The sequence below is a fragment of the Kitasatospora sp. NPDC101447 genome, assembly GCF_044767225.1.
Classification (GTDB): Bacteria; Actinomycetota; Actinomycetes; order Streptomycetales; family Streptomycetaceae; genus Kitasatospora.
In genome coordinates, this window is sequence record NZ_JBIWNL010000002.1 from 468,384 (window position 1) to 487,353 (window position 18,970).

Annotated in this window: 15 protein-coding genes; 8 read left to right on the forward strand and 7 right to left on the reverse strand. The window is 73.8% G+C overall.

Annotated elements, in window-relative coordinates; genetic code table 11:
- Positions 1 to 213 precede the first annotated feature (213 nt).
- On the forward strand, positions 214 to 2,082 hold the full coding sequence (locus ACIRST_RS04510; protein WP_402799985.1) for an endonuclease/exonuclease/phosphatase family protein: 1,869 nt from the start codon (positions 214 to 216) through the stop codon (positions 2,080 to 2,082).
- Positions 2,083 to 2,171: 89 nt separating this feature from the next.
- Positions 2,172 to 2,696, forward strand: coding sequence for a GNAT family N-acetyltransferase (locus tag ACIRST_RS04515; protein WP_402799987.1), 525 nt, complete (start codon positions 2,172 to 2,174; stop codon positions 2,694 to 2,696).
- A 73-nt stretch (positions 2,697 to 2,769) separates the two neighbouring features.
- Here ACIRST_RS04515 and ACIRST_RS04520 read toward each other — a convergent pair whose 3' ends face one another.
- Together ACIRST_RS04520 and ACIRST_RS04525 are read right to left on the reverse strand one after the other, a co-directional pair.
- Entirely contained in the window at positions 2,770 to 5,166 is a 2,397-nt protein-coding gene (locus ACIRST_RS04520) for an ATP-binding cassette domain-containing protein (protein WP_402799989.1), read from the reverse strand.
- A 212-nt stretch (positions 5,167 to 5,378) separates the two neighbouring features.
- Entirely contained in the window at positions 5,379 to 5,792 is a 414-nt protein-coding gene (locus ACIRST_RS04525) for a VOC family protein (protein WP_402799991.1), read from the reverse strand.
- 359 nt (positions 5,793 to 6,151) lie between these two features.
- On the opposite strand from ACIRST_RS04525, the gene ACIRST_RS04530 reads away from it, so the two are divergent.
- On the forward strand, positions 6,152 to 6,472 hold the full coding sequence (locus ACIRST_RS04530; protein ID WP_402799993.1) for a hypothetical protein: 321 nt from the start codon (positions 6,152 to 6,154) through the stop codon (positions 6,470 to 6,472).
- Positions 6,473 to 6,659: 187 nt separating this feature from the next.
- On the opposite strand, the gene ACIRST_RS04535 is transcribed toward ACIRST_RS04530, so the two are convergent.
- The 5 genes from ACIRST_RS04535 to ACIRST_RS04555 form a co-directional block, all read right to left on the reverse strand.
- A complete protein-coding gene (locus tag ACIRST_RS04535) occupies positions 6,660 to 6,980 on the reverse strand; it encodes a hypothetical protein (protein WP_402799995.1) in 321 nt (106 codons plus the stop codon).
- Between the two features lie 80 nt (positions 6,981 to 7,060).
- The gene (locus tag ACIRST_RS04540; protein ID WP_350525184.1) at positions 7,061 to 7,288 is read right to left on the reverse strand and encodes a hypothetical protein; all 228 of its coding nucleotides are present in this window, start codon (positions 7,286 to 7,288) and stop codon (positions 7,061 to 7,063) included.
- Positions 7,289 to 7,369: 81 nt separating this feature from the next.
- Positions 7,370 to 7,639, reverse strand: coding sequence for a hypothetical protein (locus ACIRST_RS04545; protein WP_402799998.1), 270 nt, complete (start codon positions 7,637 to 7,639; stop codon positions 7,370 to 7,372).
- Positions 7,640 to 7,669: 30 nt separating this feature from the next.
- Entirely contained in the window at positions 7,670 to 7,861 is a 192-nt protein-coding gene (locus ACIRST_RS04550) for a hypothetical protein (RefSeq protein ID WP_350525186.1), read from the reverse strand.
- A 96-nt stretch (positions 7,862 to 7,957) separates the two neighbouring features.
- Complete coding sequence (locus tag ACIRST_RS04555) at positions 7,958 to 10,468, reverse strand: S8 family serine peptidase (protein ID WP_402800000.1); 2,511 nt, start codon at positions 10,466 to 10,468, stop codon at positions 7,958 to 7,960.
- Between the two features lie 679 nt (positions 10,469 to 11,147).
- Here ACIRST_RS04555 and ACIRST_RS04560 point away from each other — a divergent pair.
- The 5 genes from ACIRST_RS04560 to ACIRST_RS04580 all read left to right on the forward strand — a co-directional run bounded on the left by ACIRST_RS04560 (position 11,148) and on the right by ACIRST_RS04580 (position 18,670).
- On the forward strand, positions 11,148 to 11,783 hold the full coding sequence (locus ACIRST_RS04560) for a BTAD domain-containing putative transcriptional regulator (RefSeq protein ID WP_350525188.1): 636 nt from the start codon (positions 11,148 to 11,150) through the stop codon (positions 11,781 to 11,783).
- Between the two features lie 234 nt (positions 11,784 to 12,017).
- The gene (locus ACIRST_RS04565) at positions 12,018 to 13,817 is read left to right on the forward strand and encodes an acyclic terpene utilization AtuA family protein (RefSeq protein WP_402800146.1); all 1,800 of its coding nucleotides are present in this window, start codon (positions 12,018 to 12,020) and stop codon (positions 13,815 to 13,817) included.
- Entirely contained in the window at positions 13,814 to 15,412 is a 1,599-nt protein-coding gene (locus ACIRST_RS04570) for a carboxyl transferase domain-containing protein (protein WP_350525189.1), read from the forward strand. Before ACIRST_RS04565 ends, ACIRST_RS04570 begins: the two co-directional genes overlap by 4 nt.
- Positions 15,413 to 15,452: 40 nt before the next feature.
- The gene (locus ACIRST_RS04575; RefSeq protein ID WP_402800003.1) at positions 15,453 to 17,483 is read left to right on the forward strand and encodes an acetyl/propionyl/methylcrotonyl-CoA carboxylase subunit alpha; all 2,031 of its coding nucleotides are present in this window, start codon (positions 15,453 to 15,455) and stop codon (positions 17,481 to 17,483) included.
- Positions 17,484 to 17,497: 14 nt separating this feature from the next.
- Complete coding sequence (locus tag ACIRST_RS04580) at positions 17,498 to 18,670, forward strand: acyl-CoA dehydrogenase (RefSeq protein ID WP_350525191.1); 1,173 nt, start codon at positions 17,498 to 17,500, stop codon at positions 18,668 to 18,670.
- The last annotated feature ends 300 nt before the right edge of the window (positions 18,671 to 18,970 follow it).

Below are 18,970 nucleotides of genomic sequence, written 5' to 3' on the forward strand. Positions count from 1 at the left end.
ACCGACGGTCAAGTCACCCGGGCGGAACCGACAGTTCACCGACGAGGTCTTGTCGGGGCATTTTCTACGCGCGTATCTTGAGGGGCGCCGCGGGGGGCGGCCGTCCGTCCCCTGCTCTGTCTCTACGCGAGTAGCGCGCGCTTCGAGCGCGCCTCCGCCCGGACCGCCGTGCCACCGACCGTGCCGCACGGCGGAGCTAGGAGCCCTGCCCAGGTGACCACTGCCCCCGCACCCCGCCCGCGTCGGACCCTGCTGCGCGCCGCGCTCGTCCCGGCCTCGCTGGCCGCGTCGCTGGTGCTCGTCCCGCTCCCGGTGGCCAACGCCGCCGGCGCGGCCACCCCCGCCCCGACCGAGGCCGGCCCGCTGCGGATCCACGACATCCAGGGCACCACCCGGATATCCCCGCAGGCCGGCAAGCCCGTCACCGGCGTGCCCGGCATCGTCACCGGCGTGCGCGCGTACGGCAGTTCCAAGGGCTTCTGGATCCAGGACCCGAACCCGGACGCCGACCCGGCCACCAGCGAGGGCATCTTCGTCTTCACCGGCGGCAACCCGACCGTCAAGGTCGGCGACTCGGTGCTGGTGAGCGGCAAGATCACCGAGTACTACCCGAGCCTCTCCGGCGGCTCGCAGTCCGTCACCGAGATCTCCGCCCCCGGCATCACCGTCGTCTCCTCCGGCAACCCGCTGCCCGCCCCGGTCGTCGTCGACACCCGCAACATCCCCGGCACCTACTCCCCGGCGGCCGGCGCCGACGGCACCATCGAGGGCGGCAAGCTCGACCCGGAGAAGTACACCCTGGACTTCTACGAGTCCCTGGAGGGCATGCTCGTCCAGGTCAAGGACGTCCGGGTGATCCAGGCGACCGACAAGTACAACGAGCTGTGGGTCGCCGCCGACCGCCAGGACCAGCGCAGCAAGCGCGGCGGCGTCCTGTACGAGTCCTACCGCGAGCCCAACGTCGGCCGCCTGATGATCCAGCAGCTCGCCCCGGTCTCCCAGCAGCCCTTCCCGGTGGCCAACGTCGGCGACGAGCTGACCGGCACCACCACCGGCCCGCTGGACTACAACAACTTCGGCGGCTACACCCTCGTCGCCGGCACCATGGGCACCCTGAAGGACAACCACCTCCAGCGCGAGGTCACCGCCCAGGCGAGCGACCGCGAACTCACCCTCGCCACCTACAACGTGGAGAACCTGGCCCCGAACAACCCGGACTCCAAGTTCGCCGAGCTGGCCCAGGGCATCGTCACCAACCTGCGCTCGCCCGACGTCGTCGCCCTGGAGGAGATCCAGGACAACAACGGCTCCAAGAACGACGGCACCGTCGACGCGAGCCAGACCGTCGCCAAGTTCATCGCCGCGATCAAGGCGGCCGGCGGCCCGGCCTACGACTGGCGCTCGATCGACCCGCAGGACGGCAAGGACGGCGGCGAGCCCGGCGGCAACATCCGCCAGGTCTTCCTGTTCAACCCGCAGCGGGTCTCCTTCACCGACATCGCGGGCGGCGGCACCACCACCGCCGTCGGCGTCACCGGCACCGGCGCCGCCACCGCGCTGACCGCCTCCCCCGGCCGGATCGAGCCGAACGACGAGGCGTGGACCAACAGCCGCAAGCCGCTGGTCGGCCAGTTCGTCTTCCGCGGCCAGAAGGTCTTCGTGATCGCCAACCACTTCAACAGCAAGGGCGGCGACCAGGGCATCGACAGCCGGTTCCAGCAGCCGACCCGCAGCTCCGAGGTGCAGCGGCTCAAGCAGGCCACCGTCGAGCAGTCCTTCGTCGCCCAGCTGCTGGCCGCCGACAAGGAGGCCAAGGTCGTCTCCCTCGGCGACTTCAACGACTACCAGTTCTCGCCCGCGCTGGCCGCGCTCACCAAGGGCGGCGTGCTGCGCGACCTGGTGAACGAGCTGCCGGAGACCGAGCAGTACTCCTACGTCTACCAGGGCAACTCGCAGGTGCTGGACCACATCCTGGTCAGCCCCGAGGTCGGCTACGCCAAGTACGACGTGGTGCACATCAACTCCGAGTTCGCCCAGCAGGCGAGCGACCACGACCCGCAGGTGGTCCGCATCAAGCCGTAGTCCGGAATACGGCTATCCTGCCTCCGCCGCCGGTGACCACCGGTGGCGGAGGCAGCGTCGTGTGACGCCTCGGGCTGACGGGGGAGAACGTGCAGTACCGGATCGAGCGGATCGGCCGCGAGGACTGGCAGCAGCTGCGGAAGGTGCGCCTCGCCCAACTCCTCGACACGCCGATGGCGTTCGGCGAGACCCACGAGTACGCGAGCCACCAGGGCGAGGGCAACTGGCGGGCCCGGACGGACTGGGTCAACGAGCCCGACAAGGTCGGCCTGGTCGCGGTCGACCCGGAGGGGGAGTGGGTCGGCACCATGCTGTCGACCGCCAGCAAGGACCGGGCCGGCGCCGTCGACCTGATCGGCGTCTGGGTGGACCCGGCGCACCGCGGCCGCGAGCGCGGCGTCGCCGACGCCATGCTGGACACGGCCCTCGCCTGGGCGCGCGGCCGGGGCGCCGACCTCATGCTGCTCGGCGTGCACGAGGCGAACCCCCGCGCCGCGGCCTTCTACCTGCGGCGCGGGTTCGCGTACACCGGCGGCGAGACGCCCTACGTGCTGGACGCCTCGGCGCGGATCCTGGAGATGGCCCTCCCGCTGGAGCCGTCCGACACGCCCTGACCGACGTACGCCGCCGGCCGCCGGCCAACCGACGCACGCCGCCGGCCGCCGGTTAACCGACCTACGCCGCCGGCTAACCGACGTACGCCGCCAGGGCCTCGCCGGTCGGCGTGGAGCGGGCGGCGACCAGGTCGGCCGGGGTGCCCTCGAAGACCACCCGCCCGCCGTCGTGCCCGGCGCCCGGGCCGAGGTCGATGATCCAGTCGGCGTGCGCCATGACCGCCGGGTGGTGCTCGATCACGATCACCGACTTGCCGGACTCGACCAGCCGGTCCAGCAGCCCGAGCAGCTGCTCGACGTCGGCCAGGTGCAGGCCGGTGGTCGGCTCGTCCAGGACGTAGACCCCGCCCTTGTCCGCCATGTGGGTGGCCAGCTTGAGCCGCTGCCGCTCACCGCCGGAGAGCGTGGTGAGCGGCTGGCCGAGGCTGACGTAGCCCAGCCCGACGTCCGCCAGCCGCTCCAGGATCCGGTGGGCGGCCGGGAGCGCGGCCTCGCCCGAACCGAAGAACCCCTCGGCCTCCGTCACCGACATCGCCAGCACCTCGGCGATGTCCCGTCCGCCAAGCCGGTACTCCAGCACGGCCGGCTGGTACCGCTTGCCCTCGCAGTCCTCGCAGGTGCTGGCCACCCCGGCCATCATCGCCAGGTCGGTGAAGACCACCCCGGCGCCGTTGCAGGTCGGGCAGGCACCCTCGGAGTTGGCGCTGAACAGGGCCGGCTTGACGCCGTTGGCCTTGGCGAAGGCCTTCCGGACCGGCTCCAGCAGCCCGGTGTAGGTGGCCGGGTTGCTGCGCCGCGACCCCTTGATCGCGCCCTGGTCGACCGAGACCACGCCCTCGCCGGCCGCCCCCGACCGTCGACCCAGCGAGCCGTGGATCAGCGAGCTCTTGCCGGAGCCGGCCACCCCCGTCACCACCGTGAGCACCCCGAGCGGGACGTCCACGTCCACGTCCCGCAGGTTGTGGGTGTCCGCGCCCCGGATCTCCAGCTTCCCGGTGGGCCTGCGCACGCTCTCCCGCAGCGGCGCCCGGTCGGCCAGGTGGCGGCCGGTGACGGTGCCGCTGCTCCGCAGCCCCTCGACGCCGCCCTCGTAGCAGACCGAGCCGCCGGCCGTCCCGGCACCGGGGCCGAGGTCGACCACGTGGTCGGCGATCGCGATGGTCTGCGGCTTGTGCTCGACCACCAGCACCGTGTTGCCCTTGTCGCGCAGGCGCAGCAGCAGCTTGTTCATCCGGTCGATGTCGTGCGGGTGCAGGCCGGTGGTGGGCTCGTCGAAGACGTACGTGGTGTCGGTGAGCGAGGAGCCGAGGTGGCGGATCATCTTGACCCGCTGCGCCTCGCCGCCGGAGAGCGTGCCCGCCGGGCGGTCCAGCGAGAGGTAGCCGAGGCCGATCTCCACGAAGGAGTCGAGGGTCTGCCGCAGGGTCGTGAGCAGCGGCGTCACCGAGGGCTCGTCGAGTTTGCGCACCCAGTCGGCGAGGTCGGTGATCTGCATCGCGCAGGCGTCGGCGATGCTGATGCCCGCGATCCTGGAGGAACGGGCGGCCTCGCTGAGCCGGGTGCCCCCGCAGTCGGGGCAGGCGGTGAAGGTGACGGCGCGCTCCACGAAGGCCCGGATGTGCGGCTGCAGGGCGTCCTTGTCCTTGGACAGCATCGACTTCTGGATCTTGGGGATCAGGCCCTCGTAGGTGAGGTTGACGCCCTTGACCTTGACCTTGGTCGGCTCCCGGTGGAGGAAGTCCTCCAGCTCCTGCCCGGTGTACTCGCGGATCGGCTTGTCCGGGTCGAGGAAGCCGGAGTTGGCGTACACGCCGACCGTCCACCAGCTGTCGGTCTTCCAGCCGGGGATGGTGATCGCGCCCTCGGCGATCGACTTGCTGTCGTCGTACAGCTGCGTCAGGTCGATGTCGGAGACGCTGCCCCGGCCCTCGCAGCGCGGGCACATGCCGCCGGTGATGCTGAAGCTGCGGCGCTCCTTGACGGTCTTGCCGGCGCGCTCGACGGTGACGGCGCCCGCCCCGCTGATCGAGGGGACGTTGAAGGAGAAGGCCTTGGGCGAGCCGATGTGCGGGGTGCCGAGGCGGCTGAAGAGGATGCGCAGCATCGCGTTGGCGTCGGTGGCGGTGCCCACGGTGGAGCGCGGGTCGGCGCCCATCCGCTGCTGGTCGACGATGATCGCGGTGGTCAGGCCCTCCAGGACGTCCACCTCGGGGCGGGCCAGGGAGGGCATGAAGCCCTGGACGAAGGCGCTGTAGGTCTCGTTGATCAGCCGCTGGGACTCGGCGGCGATGGTGTCGAACACCAGCGAGCTCTTGCCCGAGCCGGACACGCCGGTGAACACCGTCAGCCGGCGCTTGGGGATGTCGACGCTGACGTCCTTGAGGTTGTTCTCGCGTGCGCCGTGGACGCGGATCAGGTCATGGCTGTCGGCGGCGTGCGGCGCGGGGTGCGCGTCCGTCCTCTTGGGCATCGTGTCGTCTCTCCCTGTCGATCGGGCGGGCCCGTCCCCGCGGCCACGGTCGGCGGTCCCCTCGATCCAACCAGAGTCGAGGGGGACCGCTCCGGCCGGTGGGGGTGGGGACGGGCCCGGCGGGCTGTGGCGGGTGCCGACCCGCCGGCCGGGCGAGCCGGCGGGTCGGCGGTGCGGCGGCCGTGCGGTGCGGCGGTTCGCCGGCGGCCGGCTCAGCGCACCTCGTTGAACCGGATCAGGTTGCCCGCCGGGTCGCGGAAGGCACAGTCGCGCGCGCCCCACTGCTGCTCGGTCGGCTCCTGCACCAGCTCGGCGCCGCCGGACTTCAGCCGGTCGAAGACGCCGTCCAGGTCGGCGGTGCCGAGGACGAGCCGGGCATAGGTGCCCTTCGCCATCATCTCGGTGATGGTCCTGCGCTCGTCCTCGGTGACGCCCGGGTCGATCGCCGGCGGCTCCAGGACGAGGGAGACGCCGGGCTGGTCCGCGGGGCCGACGGTGATCCAGCGCATCGCGCCGCCGCCGAGGTCCTTGCGGACCTCGAAGCCGAGCAGGTCGCGGTAGAACGCGAGGGAGGCCTCGGGGTCGGTGTGCGGGAGGAAGGTCCAGTGAATGGTGATGTCGCTCATGACCGCAACGCTAGGCGCGGGCCCGTGCCGGGTGCTTCTCCAAAACTGATCGACCTGATCGACCCGGTCGATTCGACCGCCCCGATCGTCGGGGCCTCGGCGCCCGGTGCAGAAGTCGGGTCCTGGCGGCCGGGGCCGGCGTCGGGGCCGGTCTTCAACCACCAGTGGCTGTGGCTGTTGCCGCGAGGACGGTTCGAGGCTGGAGAGGTGCTGACCACCAGGCGTGCCCGACGTGTCGGAGGCCGGGCCGACCGGCGGCAGGCTTGACTCCAACTCGACTGCTGCTGCCATCATCTGAACCGAGTACCTGGCACACGTCCGGACTGCCCGGTGGGTGGTCCGGCCCGTTCGAAAGGCTGGTGCTGCATCTGATGGCCAAGGATCGGGGACAACTGGTCCTCGTGCCCGCCTCCTACAACCCCGCCGAGGTGCTGTGGGCGATGGACGGGCGCACGGTGGTGGGCATGGTGATCGCCAGCGATGTCCACAACGGCCGTTACCGTGCCGGTGTCTACACTCCGCAGACCCAGTGGCTCGGCGATCTTCCGGTGTCAGGCACCCTGTGGATCTGCGTGCAGCGGCACGGCGAAGCCTTGGTGGACAAGCCGCAGGCGGGCACGGAGGAGTTCCTGAGCGTGCAGGATGCGCTCGCCGCGATTGCCAGGAACAGGATCGTCTAAGGGCCTGCAGATCACCAGCCCGTGGCTTCCGTCGTTGTCGCCGGTCGGTGTGCTGTGGGCGCTTCGCCAGGTCAACGATCCTTGCCGGCAGGGAGGTTCAGAACGATCCTCCCGCACGTGGACGGACCCGTACCCGGGCCCCCGGGCAGGAGCCGGGGGCCCGGGGGCGGTGCCGGGCGGCGCCGGATCAGTGGCGCCCGCCGATCACCGGCGGTGGGGGCGGCAGACAGCCTGGGGTGGGCCGTGCACCGCACGTCCACGGGGCCGGATCGCCGGGCGGGGCACCGAACAGTCCGCCGGGGCCGTCCAGCAGGACGGGGAGCGCCGTCGTCCCCGCCGGGGAGTCGCCCGGGCCGCCGAGGGCGGCCGGCAGGGGCTTCGCCGGCCCGTGCTGCACGGCGACGATGGCGTCCCCCTCGGCGGGGGTCCGGTCGCCGAACGGCTTGAGGTCGGGCTGGTAGGGGATCCTGCGGTCGATCGGCGGTAGTTGTGGCGGGTCGTGACGCATGGTTCCGCCTCTCTGGATTCATCCGCGTTCCGGTCGGCGACAGGGCTCCGGGCCCTGCCGCCGGTGTGGGGGAACGCCGTTCAGAAGATGCCTCCGAGGATGCCTCCGAGGCCCGGGACCACGGTCTTGGCCACCTTGCCCAGCCCGCTGACGAGGTCGCCCAGGCTGAAGTCGGCCTCGACGCCGGGGGCGGCGCCGAGCGCTCCGCCGCCGGTGCCGGTGCGGTCGACCGGCGGGGCCAGCCGCGGGAGCTGCGGCCCGGGCGTGGGCAGCCCGGTCGCTTCGCGCATGCCTTCGTTGATCATCATCCTTCTCCCTTCCGGGTGGTTCCCGCACCCTTCCGCCGCCGTTCACATGCGGGAGGGTGCGGGCGTCGGGAGCCGCGGGCGTCAGCTGAACCAGCCCGCGACGGTGCTGCCGATGCTGCTGACCGCGTCGCCGATGGCGTCGCCGATCTGGTCGTAGGGCAGGTCGGGCAGGCCGACGTACGGGTCGAGCGTCCTGCCGAGGTACTCCAGTGCTCCGATGCTCGGTTCCACGCCGCCACCGGCGGCGCCGCCCGGCCCGTGCCCGGCCCGCAGGACGGGCGGGGCCAGCCGGGGGATCCGTGGCGCGGGCGGCTGGAACGCCGTGGGGGCTGCCAGGGGCTGGTCGGTCATCACGGTCTCCTTCCTCAGGTGTCGGACCGGTCAGGTGCCGTACTGCGCCGCGTAGCACATCTGCCGGGCCAGGCCCGGCATGCCGGCGCACTGGGAGAGGGCCGCTTCGACCCCCGGGCCGGTCCGTTGGTGGGCGGGCTCCCCGGGGCCGTCCCGGCGGACCGGTCGGGCCTGGGCGGGGAGCGCGGGGGCGGGCTTGGGGAGCCTGTCGGGGGCGTTCATCGTGGTTCTCCTCCTCGTGGGGGCTGCCGTGCGGTCGTCCCGGACCCGTCCGGGGCCCGCGTCGCGGACGCGACCGCGTCCGGCTCAGCCGAGGAATCAGTCGAGGAACTGGTGGGTCGGCGCCAGGCTGACCGGCATCTCGTCGCTGACGTCGATGGTGAAGAGCCAGGTCACCCGGGCCCTGCGGTCGTTCTCCGGGTCGAAGAACCGGACCGTGACGTCCTGGCAGTCCGATCCCATCCGGCAGTACGGGCTCTTCGCGACGCTGATGGATTCGAGGGTGTACAGCCGGTCGCCCGGTCCGGGCACGTGCTTGGCGGCGAGCATGCCCGCGCTGATCTGGCTGCCGAACAGGAACGCGTTGGTTCCGGCGTAGTTGAGGGCCCGGTCGGCGGAGCTCTGGCCGAGGTTGCGGAACTGGTAGTAGATCTTGTCCAGGAACGCGCGGACGGTCGTGCGGATCTCCGTCTCGTCGACCGTGATCTTGCGTGCCTTCGTGTCGTCCTCGACGGCCTTCAGCACCTCCTGGGTCAGCAGCGCCTCCGTCCAGGTGTAGAGACCACGACCCTTGACCTCGACGACCGGCACGACCTGGCCCGAGAACAGCCGGACGGTGCGGTCGGTCAGCCGACCGGGTATCGAGACCCTGGAGACGTACGTCGGGTCGCTCGTGCCCTGGGCCTGGCCGAGCAGCGCGTCCCGGAGCGTGCGGTACACCGTGGAGACCGGCGGGGAAGCGATCCGCAGCAGGACCTGGGCGAGCTCGTCGGGCCGGCCGGCCAGCTGCTGCAGCCGGGCGGTGTCGAAGGACGGGTCGAGGATCGGCGCGCTCCAGTCCATTCCGGCAGCGGGCTCCGCCTCCAGCGCGTAGAGCGGGGTGCCGTCCGCGGTCAGCGTCCAGGTGACCTTGTCGGACGCCCAGGGGTTCTGGACCAGGTAGCCGTACAGCTGCCGGGCGTCGTAGGGGTTGGCGGGCGCCTCGGTCGGACGGCCGTCCGCGGTGGGCGCGCCGGCGACCGGGCTCATCAGCTGGCGGAAGCTGTCCCGGCGGGCCTCGGTGAGGAAGTCGACGCCGACCTGTCCGATCGCGTAGACGAGCGGGCGGTCGTTGGTGGACGCGCACGAGGGGCGCACGCCGCCGCCGACCGCGGCCGCCGGCGGGGCGGGTTCCGTGCGGGGCGGGGCGAAGGTCCGGACCGGCGGCGGGAGCGGCTGGGCGGCCGACTGGGCGGCCGGGGCGGAGGCGAGGGCGCCGCCGGTGCCCGGCCCGGCCTCCTGGGGCCCGCCGCCCTGACAGCGGCAGGCGCCGGGGGCCGGGGGCGCCGGCGGAGTGGTGCCGACCGCGGTCGCACCGGCGGGCGCGAGGCCGGCCGGTTCCGGTACCGGCGGCGTGGGGAGGACGGAGCCGGCCGGATCGCCGCCCGGACCGCCCGCACCCGCGGGGACGGGCGCGGCGGCCGGGTCGGAGGCCTGCTGCTGTGCGGTGACGACGGAGGCGCTCTCGGTATCCATGGTGGTGACTTCCTCGTGCAGGTCGGACGAGCCGGACTCGTACAGGTCGGACGAGCCGGAAAGGAAGGCCCCGGCCGGGACGGCGCCGGCAGCGCGGGCCCCGGACCCGGGGGAGGGTCGGACGACGAGCGCGGCGGCCTCGGTGCCGGCCGTGACCGACTCCTGAGGACCGGTCACATCGCCCCGGCTGACGAGCCGGTACGCCCGGGCGGTGTCGAGCCGCCCGGCCAGCCGGCGCCGGCAGTCGGGGGCGTCGACGGGTTGGCAGGGGACGGCGTCCGCGCCGCGCAGCACGGCTCGACCGGCGCCCTGCGGATCGGCCCCGTGCCCCGTGCGCAGTTGCGCGCCGACCAGCAGGGCGGCGACCCCGGACACCAGGGGTGTGGCGAAGCTGCTGCCCGTGAGGGCGATCCGCCCGCCGCCCGGGGCGGCCCCCTCGATGTCCTGGCCCGGGGCGAGGACGCCGGTGGCTGCGTAGGCGGAACTCCAGTTGTTGATCTCCAGCGGCGAACCGTCGGCCGCGGCGGCGCCGACGGCGAGCACCGACGCCACGGCCGCCGGCACCTGTTGGCAGTCGCAGCCGTCGTTGCCGACGGCTGCGACGACCAGGACCCCGCTCTCGTCGCACAGCCGCAGCGCGCGCTCCAGCATGCCGTCCGCCTGGGCGTCCTGGCTGCGTTCGCCGCCGCTGATGTTGACGATGTGCGCGCCCTCCTGCACCGCCCGTTCGACGGCCCGGGCCAGATCCAACTGCGGGACCCGGCCGGCCCCCTCGTCCGTGAAGACCGGGAGGATCAGGCCCCGGCAGCGCGGAACGATCCCGACCACCGCGCTGCCGGGCTGACCGAACAGGAGGCTCGCGACGTGGGTGCCGTGCAGAGACATCGGGCCGGGCCCGGCCGGCTCCCCGACCAGGGTGTCCAGCCGGGTCAGGTCCGCACCCGCGAAGCAGGGATGGTCGAGGTCGACCGGACCGTCCAGGACGGCGATGCACACCTCGGTGTCGCCCAGCAGGTCGTCGCCCGGCAGGAGCCCGCCGGGCGGGTCGGCGCCCGTCGGCGGCTGCAGGCCCCGCAGGACCGATCTGGCCTCCATGCGGCACCGCCTTCTCGGTGGTTCGGGTCGGGTCGGGGCGCGTCAGGCGCGTCGGGGTGCGTCGGGGTGCGTCCGGTGCGTCGGGGTGCGCCCCGCCGAGGGGTGCTCCGTGCCGCTTCCGTACGGCGACGCCGTCTTCGGCGTGTGCCGGCCGGTCGCTCCGGTGCGGTGGCCCGCACCGGGTGAAGCCAGCGTCCGTACCGCCCGTCGGGCCGGTGTGCGGCGGTCCGTCGCGAGTGCGTGCGTCCGGGCGTCCCCGGGGCGTCGCGCGGCCGTGGCGTGGTGGTCGTTCGGGGTGACGGTCCGCTCCCGGGCCCAACGCTCGGACGGCCGGGGCGAGCTGGTCGCCCGGTGTGCGGGCGTGGCACGGCGGGGTCGGCCGTGCCACGCCCGTGCGACCCCGGTGCGATGTTCGGGTGACGCCGGCGCAACGGCCGCGCGACGTCCGCCGAGCCCTGCGTGGACGGACGGGGGACGGTGCCGGGATCGGGTCGCGACGAGGCGGTGATCGTGCCGCGACGGGGCAGTGCGGCGCCGGCGGCCGGAGCGGCGGTGCTCCTGACGGGGTGCGAGAATCCGCCGGGGACTGCACAGTGGTGGTGTGTCATGGATTGCTCCGGGCATCAAACTACTACGGGGCTTCGAAGCCACCAGCGCGGGAGAGCGTGTTCCCCTCCCGGTGGGCGCACAGCGCCTGTTGGCGTTCCTGGCCCTGCACAGCGAGGGCGCTTCGCGCGGCACGGTCGCCGAGCAGCTCTGGCCGGACTGCACCCGTTGCCGGGCGGCCGCCAACCTGCGGTCGGCCCTGTACCAGGTCCGGCGGTTCGGCCTGACGCTGGTCGTCGAGAGCGACGGCCGCCGGCTGCTGCTCTGCGAGGACGTCCGGGTCGACCTGTGGCGCGCCTGGGGCAGCGCCCGACAAGTCGCGGCGGGAGGCGCCCAGTTGCCCGCCGACATCGACCAGCTGGTGGACGACCTCGCCGCCGATCTGCTGCCCGACTGGGAGGACGAGTGGCTGGCTCTGCCGCGCGAACGGTGGGGCCAGCTGAGGCTGTACGCGCTGGAGGGCCTGGCCCGCCAACTCTGCGGCGCCGAGCGCTACCTCGCGGCCCTCCAGGCCGCGTTGGCCGCCATTGCGATCGACCCGATCCGTGAGACGGCGCACCGGATCGTGATGGAGGTGCACCTCGCCGAGGGCAACATGGCGAGTGCGCTGCGCGCCTACCAGCACTACCGCTCGTTCCTGCAGCGGGAACTCAACGTGGCGCCCTCGGCCAAGATGACCGGCCTGGTGCAGAACCTGCTCGCGCGGTGAACCCGCCCGCCCGGCGCGCGCGGCGGGTGGCGCGTGGCGGGAATCGGGTGCCTGAAAACAAGCAGGCATGATTGCTTTTTTCTCCGGGCGGTGCCACGCTGCTGCCCGGCGGCGCCCGTCCGGGGTCGGCGCCAACTCACCGTCAGGGGAGGCGCCTTGGTGCGCGAACGCACGGTACTGCGGATCGGCAACGCCTCGGGGTTCTACGGGGACCGCTTCGACGCGGTGCGGGAGATGCTCACCGGCGGGCCGTTGGACGTGCTCACCGGGGACTACCTGGCCGAGCTGACCATGCTCATCCTGGCGCGCGACCGGTTGAAGGACCCGGCGCGCGGCTACGCCCGGACCTTCCTGCGGCAGATGGAGGAGTGCCTCGGGCTGGCCCGCGAGCGCGGCGTACGGATCGTGGTGAACGCGGGTGGCCTCAACCCGGCGCGGCTCGCCGACGACCTGCGCGCACTGGCGCGGCGCCTGGGTGTCGAGGCGGCCGTCGCGCACGTCGAGGGCGACGACCTGTTGCCGCGCCGTGAGGAACTCGGCCTTCCGGACGGGCTGTTGGCCGCCCATGCCTACCTCGGCGGCTTCGGCATCGCGGCCTGCCTGCGGGAGGGCGCGGACGTGGTGGTCACCGGCCGGGTCACCGACGCCGCGCTGGTCGTCGGCCCCGGCATCGCCCACTTCGGCTGGACCCCGGACGACCTCGACGCCCTCGCCGGGGCGGTGGTCGCCGGACACGTCCTGGAGTGCGGCGCCCAGGCGACCGGCGGCAACTACGCGTTCTTCCGCGAGCACGACGTGACCCGCCCCGGCTTCCCGATCGCCGAACTGCAGGCCGACGGCTCCAGTGTGATCACCAAACACCCGGGCACTGGCGGCGCCGTCACCACCGGCACCGTCACCGCCCAACTCCTGTACGAGACCGGCGGATCCCACTACCTCGGCCCGGACGTCACCGCCCGGCTGGACACCGTCCGGCTCACCGGGCAGGGCCCGGACCGGGTCCGGATCGACCCGGTCCGGGGCGAGGCGCCGCCGGCCACGCTCAAGGTGGGCCTCAACGCGCTCGGCGGCCACCACAACGAGGTGGTGTTCGTCCTCACCGGCCTGGACATCGAGGCCAAGGCGTCACTGGTGCAACGGCAGTTCACCGAGGCGCTGCCGCCCGGGGCCCGCCCCGCCGAGCTGCGCTGGACGCTGGCCCGTACCGACCACCCCGACGCCCCGACCGAGGAGACCGCCTCGGCCCTGCTGCGGCTGACCGCCCGCGACCCCGACCCGGCCAAGGTGGGCCGTGAACTCGGCAAGGCCGCGGTGGAGTTGGGGCTGGCCGGCTACCCAGGCTTCCACCTCACCGCCCCGCCGGGGCCGGGCGCGCCGTACGGGGTGTTCACCGCCGCGTACGTCGACGCGAAGGCCGTCGAGCACACCGCCGTGCTGCCGGACGGCCGCCGGATCGCCGTCCCGCCCGCGCCGGTCACCGGCCACCCGGCGTCGGCCGAACTACCCGTTCCAGAGCCGGAGTTGCCCGAGCTGGAGTTGCCAGAGCCGCTGCCCGACGGGCCCACCCGGCGGGCTCCCCTCGGCCTGGTGGCCGGCGCCCGCAGCGGCGACAAGGGCGGTGACGCCAACCTGGGCGTCTGGGCCCGTACCGAGGACGGCTGGCGCTGGCTCGTACACACCCTCACCGTGCAGCGGCTGCGCGAACTCCTGCCCGAGACGGTCGCGTTGGACATCACCCGGCATGTGCTGCCGAACCTGCGCGCGGTCAACTTCACCCTCACCGGTCTGCTCGGCCAGGGCGTCGCCGCCCGTCACCGCTTCGACCCCCAGGCCAAGGCGCTGGGCGAGTGGCTGCGCTCCCGCCACCTGGACATCCCGACCTCGCTCCTGAGCCCGACCGCGCTCCCCGGTCCGCTCCCGACCGCGACCACGCTCCTGACCGCGACCACGCTCCTGACCGCGACCACGCCCCCGACCCCGGAACCGCTCCCGACCCCGGAACCGCTCGCCGACAGCCCGGAGACGCCGCTGTGACCGTCCTGCCCACCCGCGTCGACCCGGCCGGGCCCGAGTACGCCGACCACCGTGCCGCGATGCTCGCCAAGCTCGCCGAGCTGGACGCCGAGCACGCCAAGGCCCTGGCCGGCGGCGGCCCCAAGTACGTGGAACGCCACCGCAAGCGCGGCAAGCTGCTGGCCCGCGAACGGATCGAGCTGCTGATCGACCCGGACTCGCCGTTCCTGGAGCTGTCCCCGCTGGCCGCCTGGGGCAGCGACCACCCGGTCGGCGCCGCGCTGGTCACGGGCATCGGCGTGATCGAGGGCGTCGAGTGCGTGATCACCGCCAACGACCCCACCGTGCGCGGCGGCGCCAGCAACCCCTGGACGCTGCGCAAGGCGCTGCGCGCCAACGAGATCGCGCTGCAGAACCGCCTGCCGCTGGTGAACCTGGTCGAGTCCGGTGGCGCGGACCTGCCCAGCCAGAAGGAGATCTTCATCCCCGGCGGCGCCCTGTTCCGGGACCTCACCCGGCTGTCCGCCGCCGGAATCCCCACCGTGGCCGTGGTGTTCGGCAACTCCACGGCCGGCGGCGCGTACGTCCCCGGGATGTCCGACCACACCGTGCTGGTGAAGGAGCGGGCCAAGGTGTTCCTCGGCGGTCCGCCGCTGGTCAAGATGGCCACCGGCGAGGAGGCCGACGACGAGTCGCTCGGCGGCGCCGAGATGCACGCCCGCACCTCCGGCCTCGCGGACCACTTCGCGGCGGACGAGGCGGACGCGCTGCGGCTGGCCCGCCGGATCGTCGCCCGGCTCGACCACCGCAAGCCCGGCCCGGGCCCCGACCCGCTCGCCGAGCCGCCGAAGTACGCCGAGGAGGAGCTGCTGGGCATCGTCCCCGGCGACCTCAAGGTGCCCTTCGACCCGCGCGAGGTGATCGCCCGGCTGGTCGACGGCTCGGACTTCGACGAGTTCAAGCCGCTCTACGGCACCAGCCTGGCCACCGGCTGGGCCCGGCTGCACGGCTACCCGGTCGGCGTCCTGGCCAACGCGCAGGGCGTGCTGTTCAGCGCCGAGTCGCAGAAGGCCGCCCAGTTCATCCAGTTGGCCAACCAGCGGAACACCCCGCTGCTGTTCCTGCACAACACCACCGGGTACATGGTCGGCAAGGACTACGAGCAGGGCGGCATCATCAAGCACGGCGCGATGATGATCAACGCCGTCTCCAACTCCACGGTGCCCCACCTGTCCGTCCTGATGGGCGCCTCCTACGGCGCCGGCCACTACGGCATGTGCGGCCGGGCGTACGAGCCGCGCTTCCTGTTCTCCTGGCCGAGCGCCAAGTCCGCGGTGATGGGCCCGCAGCAGCTCGCCGGGGTGCTGTCGATCGTCGCCCGGCAGTCGGCCGCGGCGAAGGGCCAGCCGTACGACGAGGACGCGGACGCGGCGATCCGGGCGATGGTCGAGCAGCAGATCGAGGCCGAGTCGCTGCCGGTGTTCCTGTCCGGCCGCCTCTACGACGACGGTGTGATCGACCCGCGCGACACCCGTACGGTGCTGGGCCTGTGCCTGTCCGCGATCCACAACGCGCCGGTCGAGGGCGCGCGTGGCTACGGCGTCTTCCGCATGTGAGCCGGACCCCTGTGAGCCAGACCCTGTGACGGAGCCACCCATGACTTCCACGACACTGATCGGCAACCTGCTGGTCGCCAACCGGGGCGAGATCGCCCGCCGGGTCTTCCGCACCTGCCGGGAACTCGGCATCGCGACCACCGCCGTCCACTCCGACCCGGACGCCGACGCGCCGCACGTGCGCGAGGCCGACGCGGCCGTCCGCCTGCCCGGTGCGGCGCCCGCCGACACCTATCTGCGGGCCGAGGCGATCGTCCGCGCCGCGCTCGCCGCCGGGGCCGACGCCGTCCACCCCGGCTACGGGTTCCTCTCCGAGGACGCCGGGTTCGCGCAGGCGGTGCTGGACGCCGGTCTGCTCTGGGTCGGCCCGCCGCCGGCCGCGATCGCCGCGATGGGCTCCAAGACGGCCGCCAAGCGGCTGATGGCCGAGGCCGGGGTGCCCGTCCTGGGCGCGCTCACCTCGCCCGGCGAGGCCGACCTGCCGCTCCTGGTGAAGGCCGCGGCGGGCGGTGGCGGCCGCGGCATGCGGGTCGTCCGGAGCCTCGCGGACCTGCCCGGCGAGCTGGCGGCCGCCCGGGCCGAGGCGGCCAAGGCCTTCGGCTCGGACGAGGTGTTCTGCGAGCGCTACCTGCCCGCCGGGCGGCACGTCGAGGTCCAGCTGCTGGCCGACGCGCACGGCACGGTCTGGGCGGTCGGCGACCGCGACTGCTCGCTGCAGCGACGGCACCAGAAGGTGATCGAGGAGGCCCCGGCCCCCGGCCTCCCGGCGGACGTCCGCGCCGAGCTGCACGAGGCCGCGGTGAGCGCCGCCCGGGCGATCGGCTACGTCGGCGCCGGGACCGCCGAGTTCCTGCTCGCCGAGGACGGCCGGTTCTGGTTCCTGGAGATGAACACCCGCCTCCAGGTCGAGCACCCGGTCACCGAGGCGGTCACCGGGCTGGACCTGGTGGCCCTCCAACTCGCCGTCGCCGAAGGGCGGCAGCTGCCGCCGGAGCCCCCGGCGCTGCGCGGTCACGCGATCGAGGCCCGCCTGTACGCGGAGGACCCGGCCAAGGACTGGCAGCCCGCCACCGGCACGCTGCACTGCCTCGAACTCACCGTGCCGCACCAGGAGTTCACCGGGGCCGGGGCCCGAACGGACGCCGGGAGCCGGCCGGACACCGGGAGCCGAACGGACGCCGGGGCCCGAACGGACGCCGGGGCCGGACCGGACGCCGGTCTGCGACTGGACTGCGGCGTCGAAGCCGGCAACGAGATCACCCCGCACTACGACGCGATGCTCGCCAAGGTGATCGCCTGGGCGCCGACCCGCGCGGCCGCCGCCCGCCGGCTGGCCGACGCCCTGGCCCGCGCCCGGATCCACGGGCCCGCCACCAACCGGGAGCTGCTGGTCCGCGCGCTGCGGCACCCGGCCTTCCTGGACGGGCGCCTGCACACCGGCTTCCTCGCCGAGCACGGCGCCGAACTCACCGCGCCGGACACCGGGGGCGTCGAACGCGCGGCCCTGGCCGCCGCCCTCGCCGACGCCGCCGCCCGGCGCACCGCGCTCCCGTCCGGCTGGCGCAACCTGCCCTCCCAGCCGCAGCTCAAGCGCTACCGGGCGGACGACGGCGCCGAGTGCGAGGTCCGCTACCGCCTCACCCGCGCCGGCCTGCAGGCCGAGGACCACCCGGACGTCGAGCTGGTCGAGGCCGGCCCCGACCGGGTCGTGCTGCGCGAGGGCGGGCTGCGCCGCACCTACCGCGTCGCCCGCCACGGCGACCGGGTGTACGTCGACACCCCGGCCGGCGGCACCGCGCTCACCGCGCTCCCGCGCTTCCCCGAGCCCACCGTCGAGACCGACCCCGGCGCCCTGCTCGCCCCGATGCCCGGCACCGTCGTCCGCGTCACCGCCGAGGTCGGGGACGCCGTCACCGCCGGACAGCCGCTGCTCGTGCTGGAGGCGATGAAGATGGAGCACCGCGTCACCGCTCCGGCCGACGGCGTCCTCGTGGAACTCCGCGCCACCCCGGGCCGGCAGGTCGAACTCGGCACCCTGCTGGCCGTCGTCAAGTCCACCCAAGAGGTCTGAGGAAGGACCCCCGCATGTCCGCCATCGGCAGTCAGCTCCTCGAAACCCCCGAACGCCGCGCCCTGCGCCAGGCCGTCGGCGACCTCGGCCGCCGCTACGGCTCCGCCTACTACCTCGCCAAGGCCCGCGCCGGCGAGCCCGCCGACGAACTGTGGGCGGAGGCCGGCAAGGCCGGCTACCTCGGCGTCAACCTGCCCGCCGAGTACGGCGGCGGAGGCGGCGGCATCACCGACCTCGCCATCGTCCTGGAGGAACTCGGCACCGCCGGCTGCCCGTTGCTGCTGCTCATCGTCTCCCCGGCGATCTGCGGCACGGTGATCGCCCGCTACGGCACCGAGGAGCAGAAGCGGCGCTGGCTGCCCGGCCTCGCCGACGGCAGCCGCCGGATGGCCTTCGGCATCACCGAGCCCGACGCGGGCTCCAACGCGCACCGGATCTCCACCGTCGCCCGCCGCGACGGCGAGGACTGGCTGCTCACCGGCCGCAAGGTGTTCGTCTCCGGCATCGACCACTGCGACGCCGTCCTGTTCGTGGCCCGCACCGAGGACGCGCGCACCGGCAAGCTCAAGCCCTGCCTGTTCGTCGTCCCGCGCGAGACCCCGGGCTTCGAGTACCGGGCGATACCGATGGAACTCGTCGCCCCCGAGAAGCAGTTCCAGGTCTTCCTGGACGACGTGCGGCTGCCCGCCGACGCCCTGGTCGGCGACGAGAACGCCGGCCTGCTGCAGCTGTTCGCGGGCCTGAACCCGGAGCGCATCCTCACCGCCGCGTTCTCGCTCGGCCTGGCCCGCCAGGCCCTCGGCAAGGCCGTCGAGTACGCGAAGACCCGCACCGTCTGGTCCACCCCGATCGGCGCCCACCAGGGCCTGGCCCACCCGCTCGCCCAGTGCGCGGTGGAGATCGAGCTGGCCCGGCTGATGACCCAGAAGGCCGGGCTGCTCTACGACGAGGGCGAGGACCTCGCCGCCGGGGAGGCCGCCAACATGGCCAAGTACGCCGCCGGCGAGGCCGCCGCCCGGACCGTCGACCAGGCGGTGCAGACCCTCGGCGGCAACGGCCTCACCCAGGAGTACGGGCTGGGTGCCCTGCTGGCCGCCACCCGGGTCGGCCGGGTCGCCCCGGTCAGCCGCGAGATGGTGCTCAACTACGTCGCCCAGCACACCCTCGGCCTGCCCAAGTCGTACTGAGTCACCGGCCGGGGACGGCCGTGCGAACACCGCGCTGCCTCCCGTACGCGGCGCCCGGGCCGGTGCGGGACGGCCGGCCCGCGGCGGGTGACGGCCCGGTGTGGGTGACGGCCACCGGAGTGGTGTCGCCGGGCCGGCGGCGGGGGAGGGACGGGGGCGCTCCGGGGCCGGGACCGCGCCAGGGGGCGGGCGGGCGTGGTGCGGCGGCGTCCGGGCGGGCGCCCCCGGGAACACACGTGCCACGCGAGCTCCGCCCCCGGTTCCCCACAATGGCCCAGCCTGCCCCCTGACTGTCCGTAT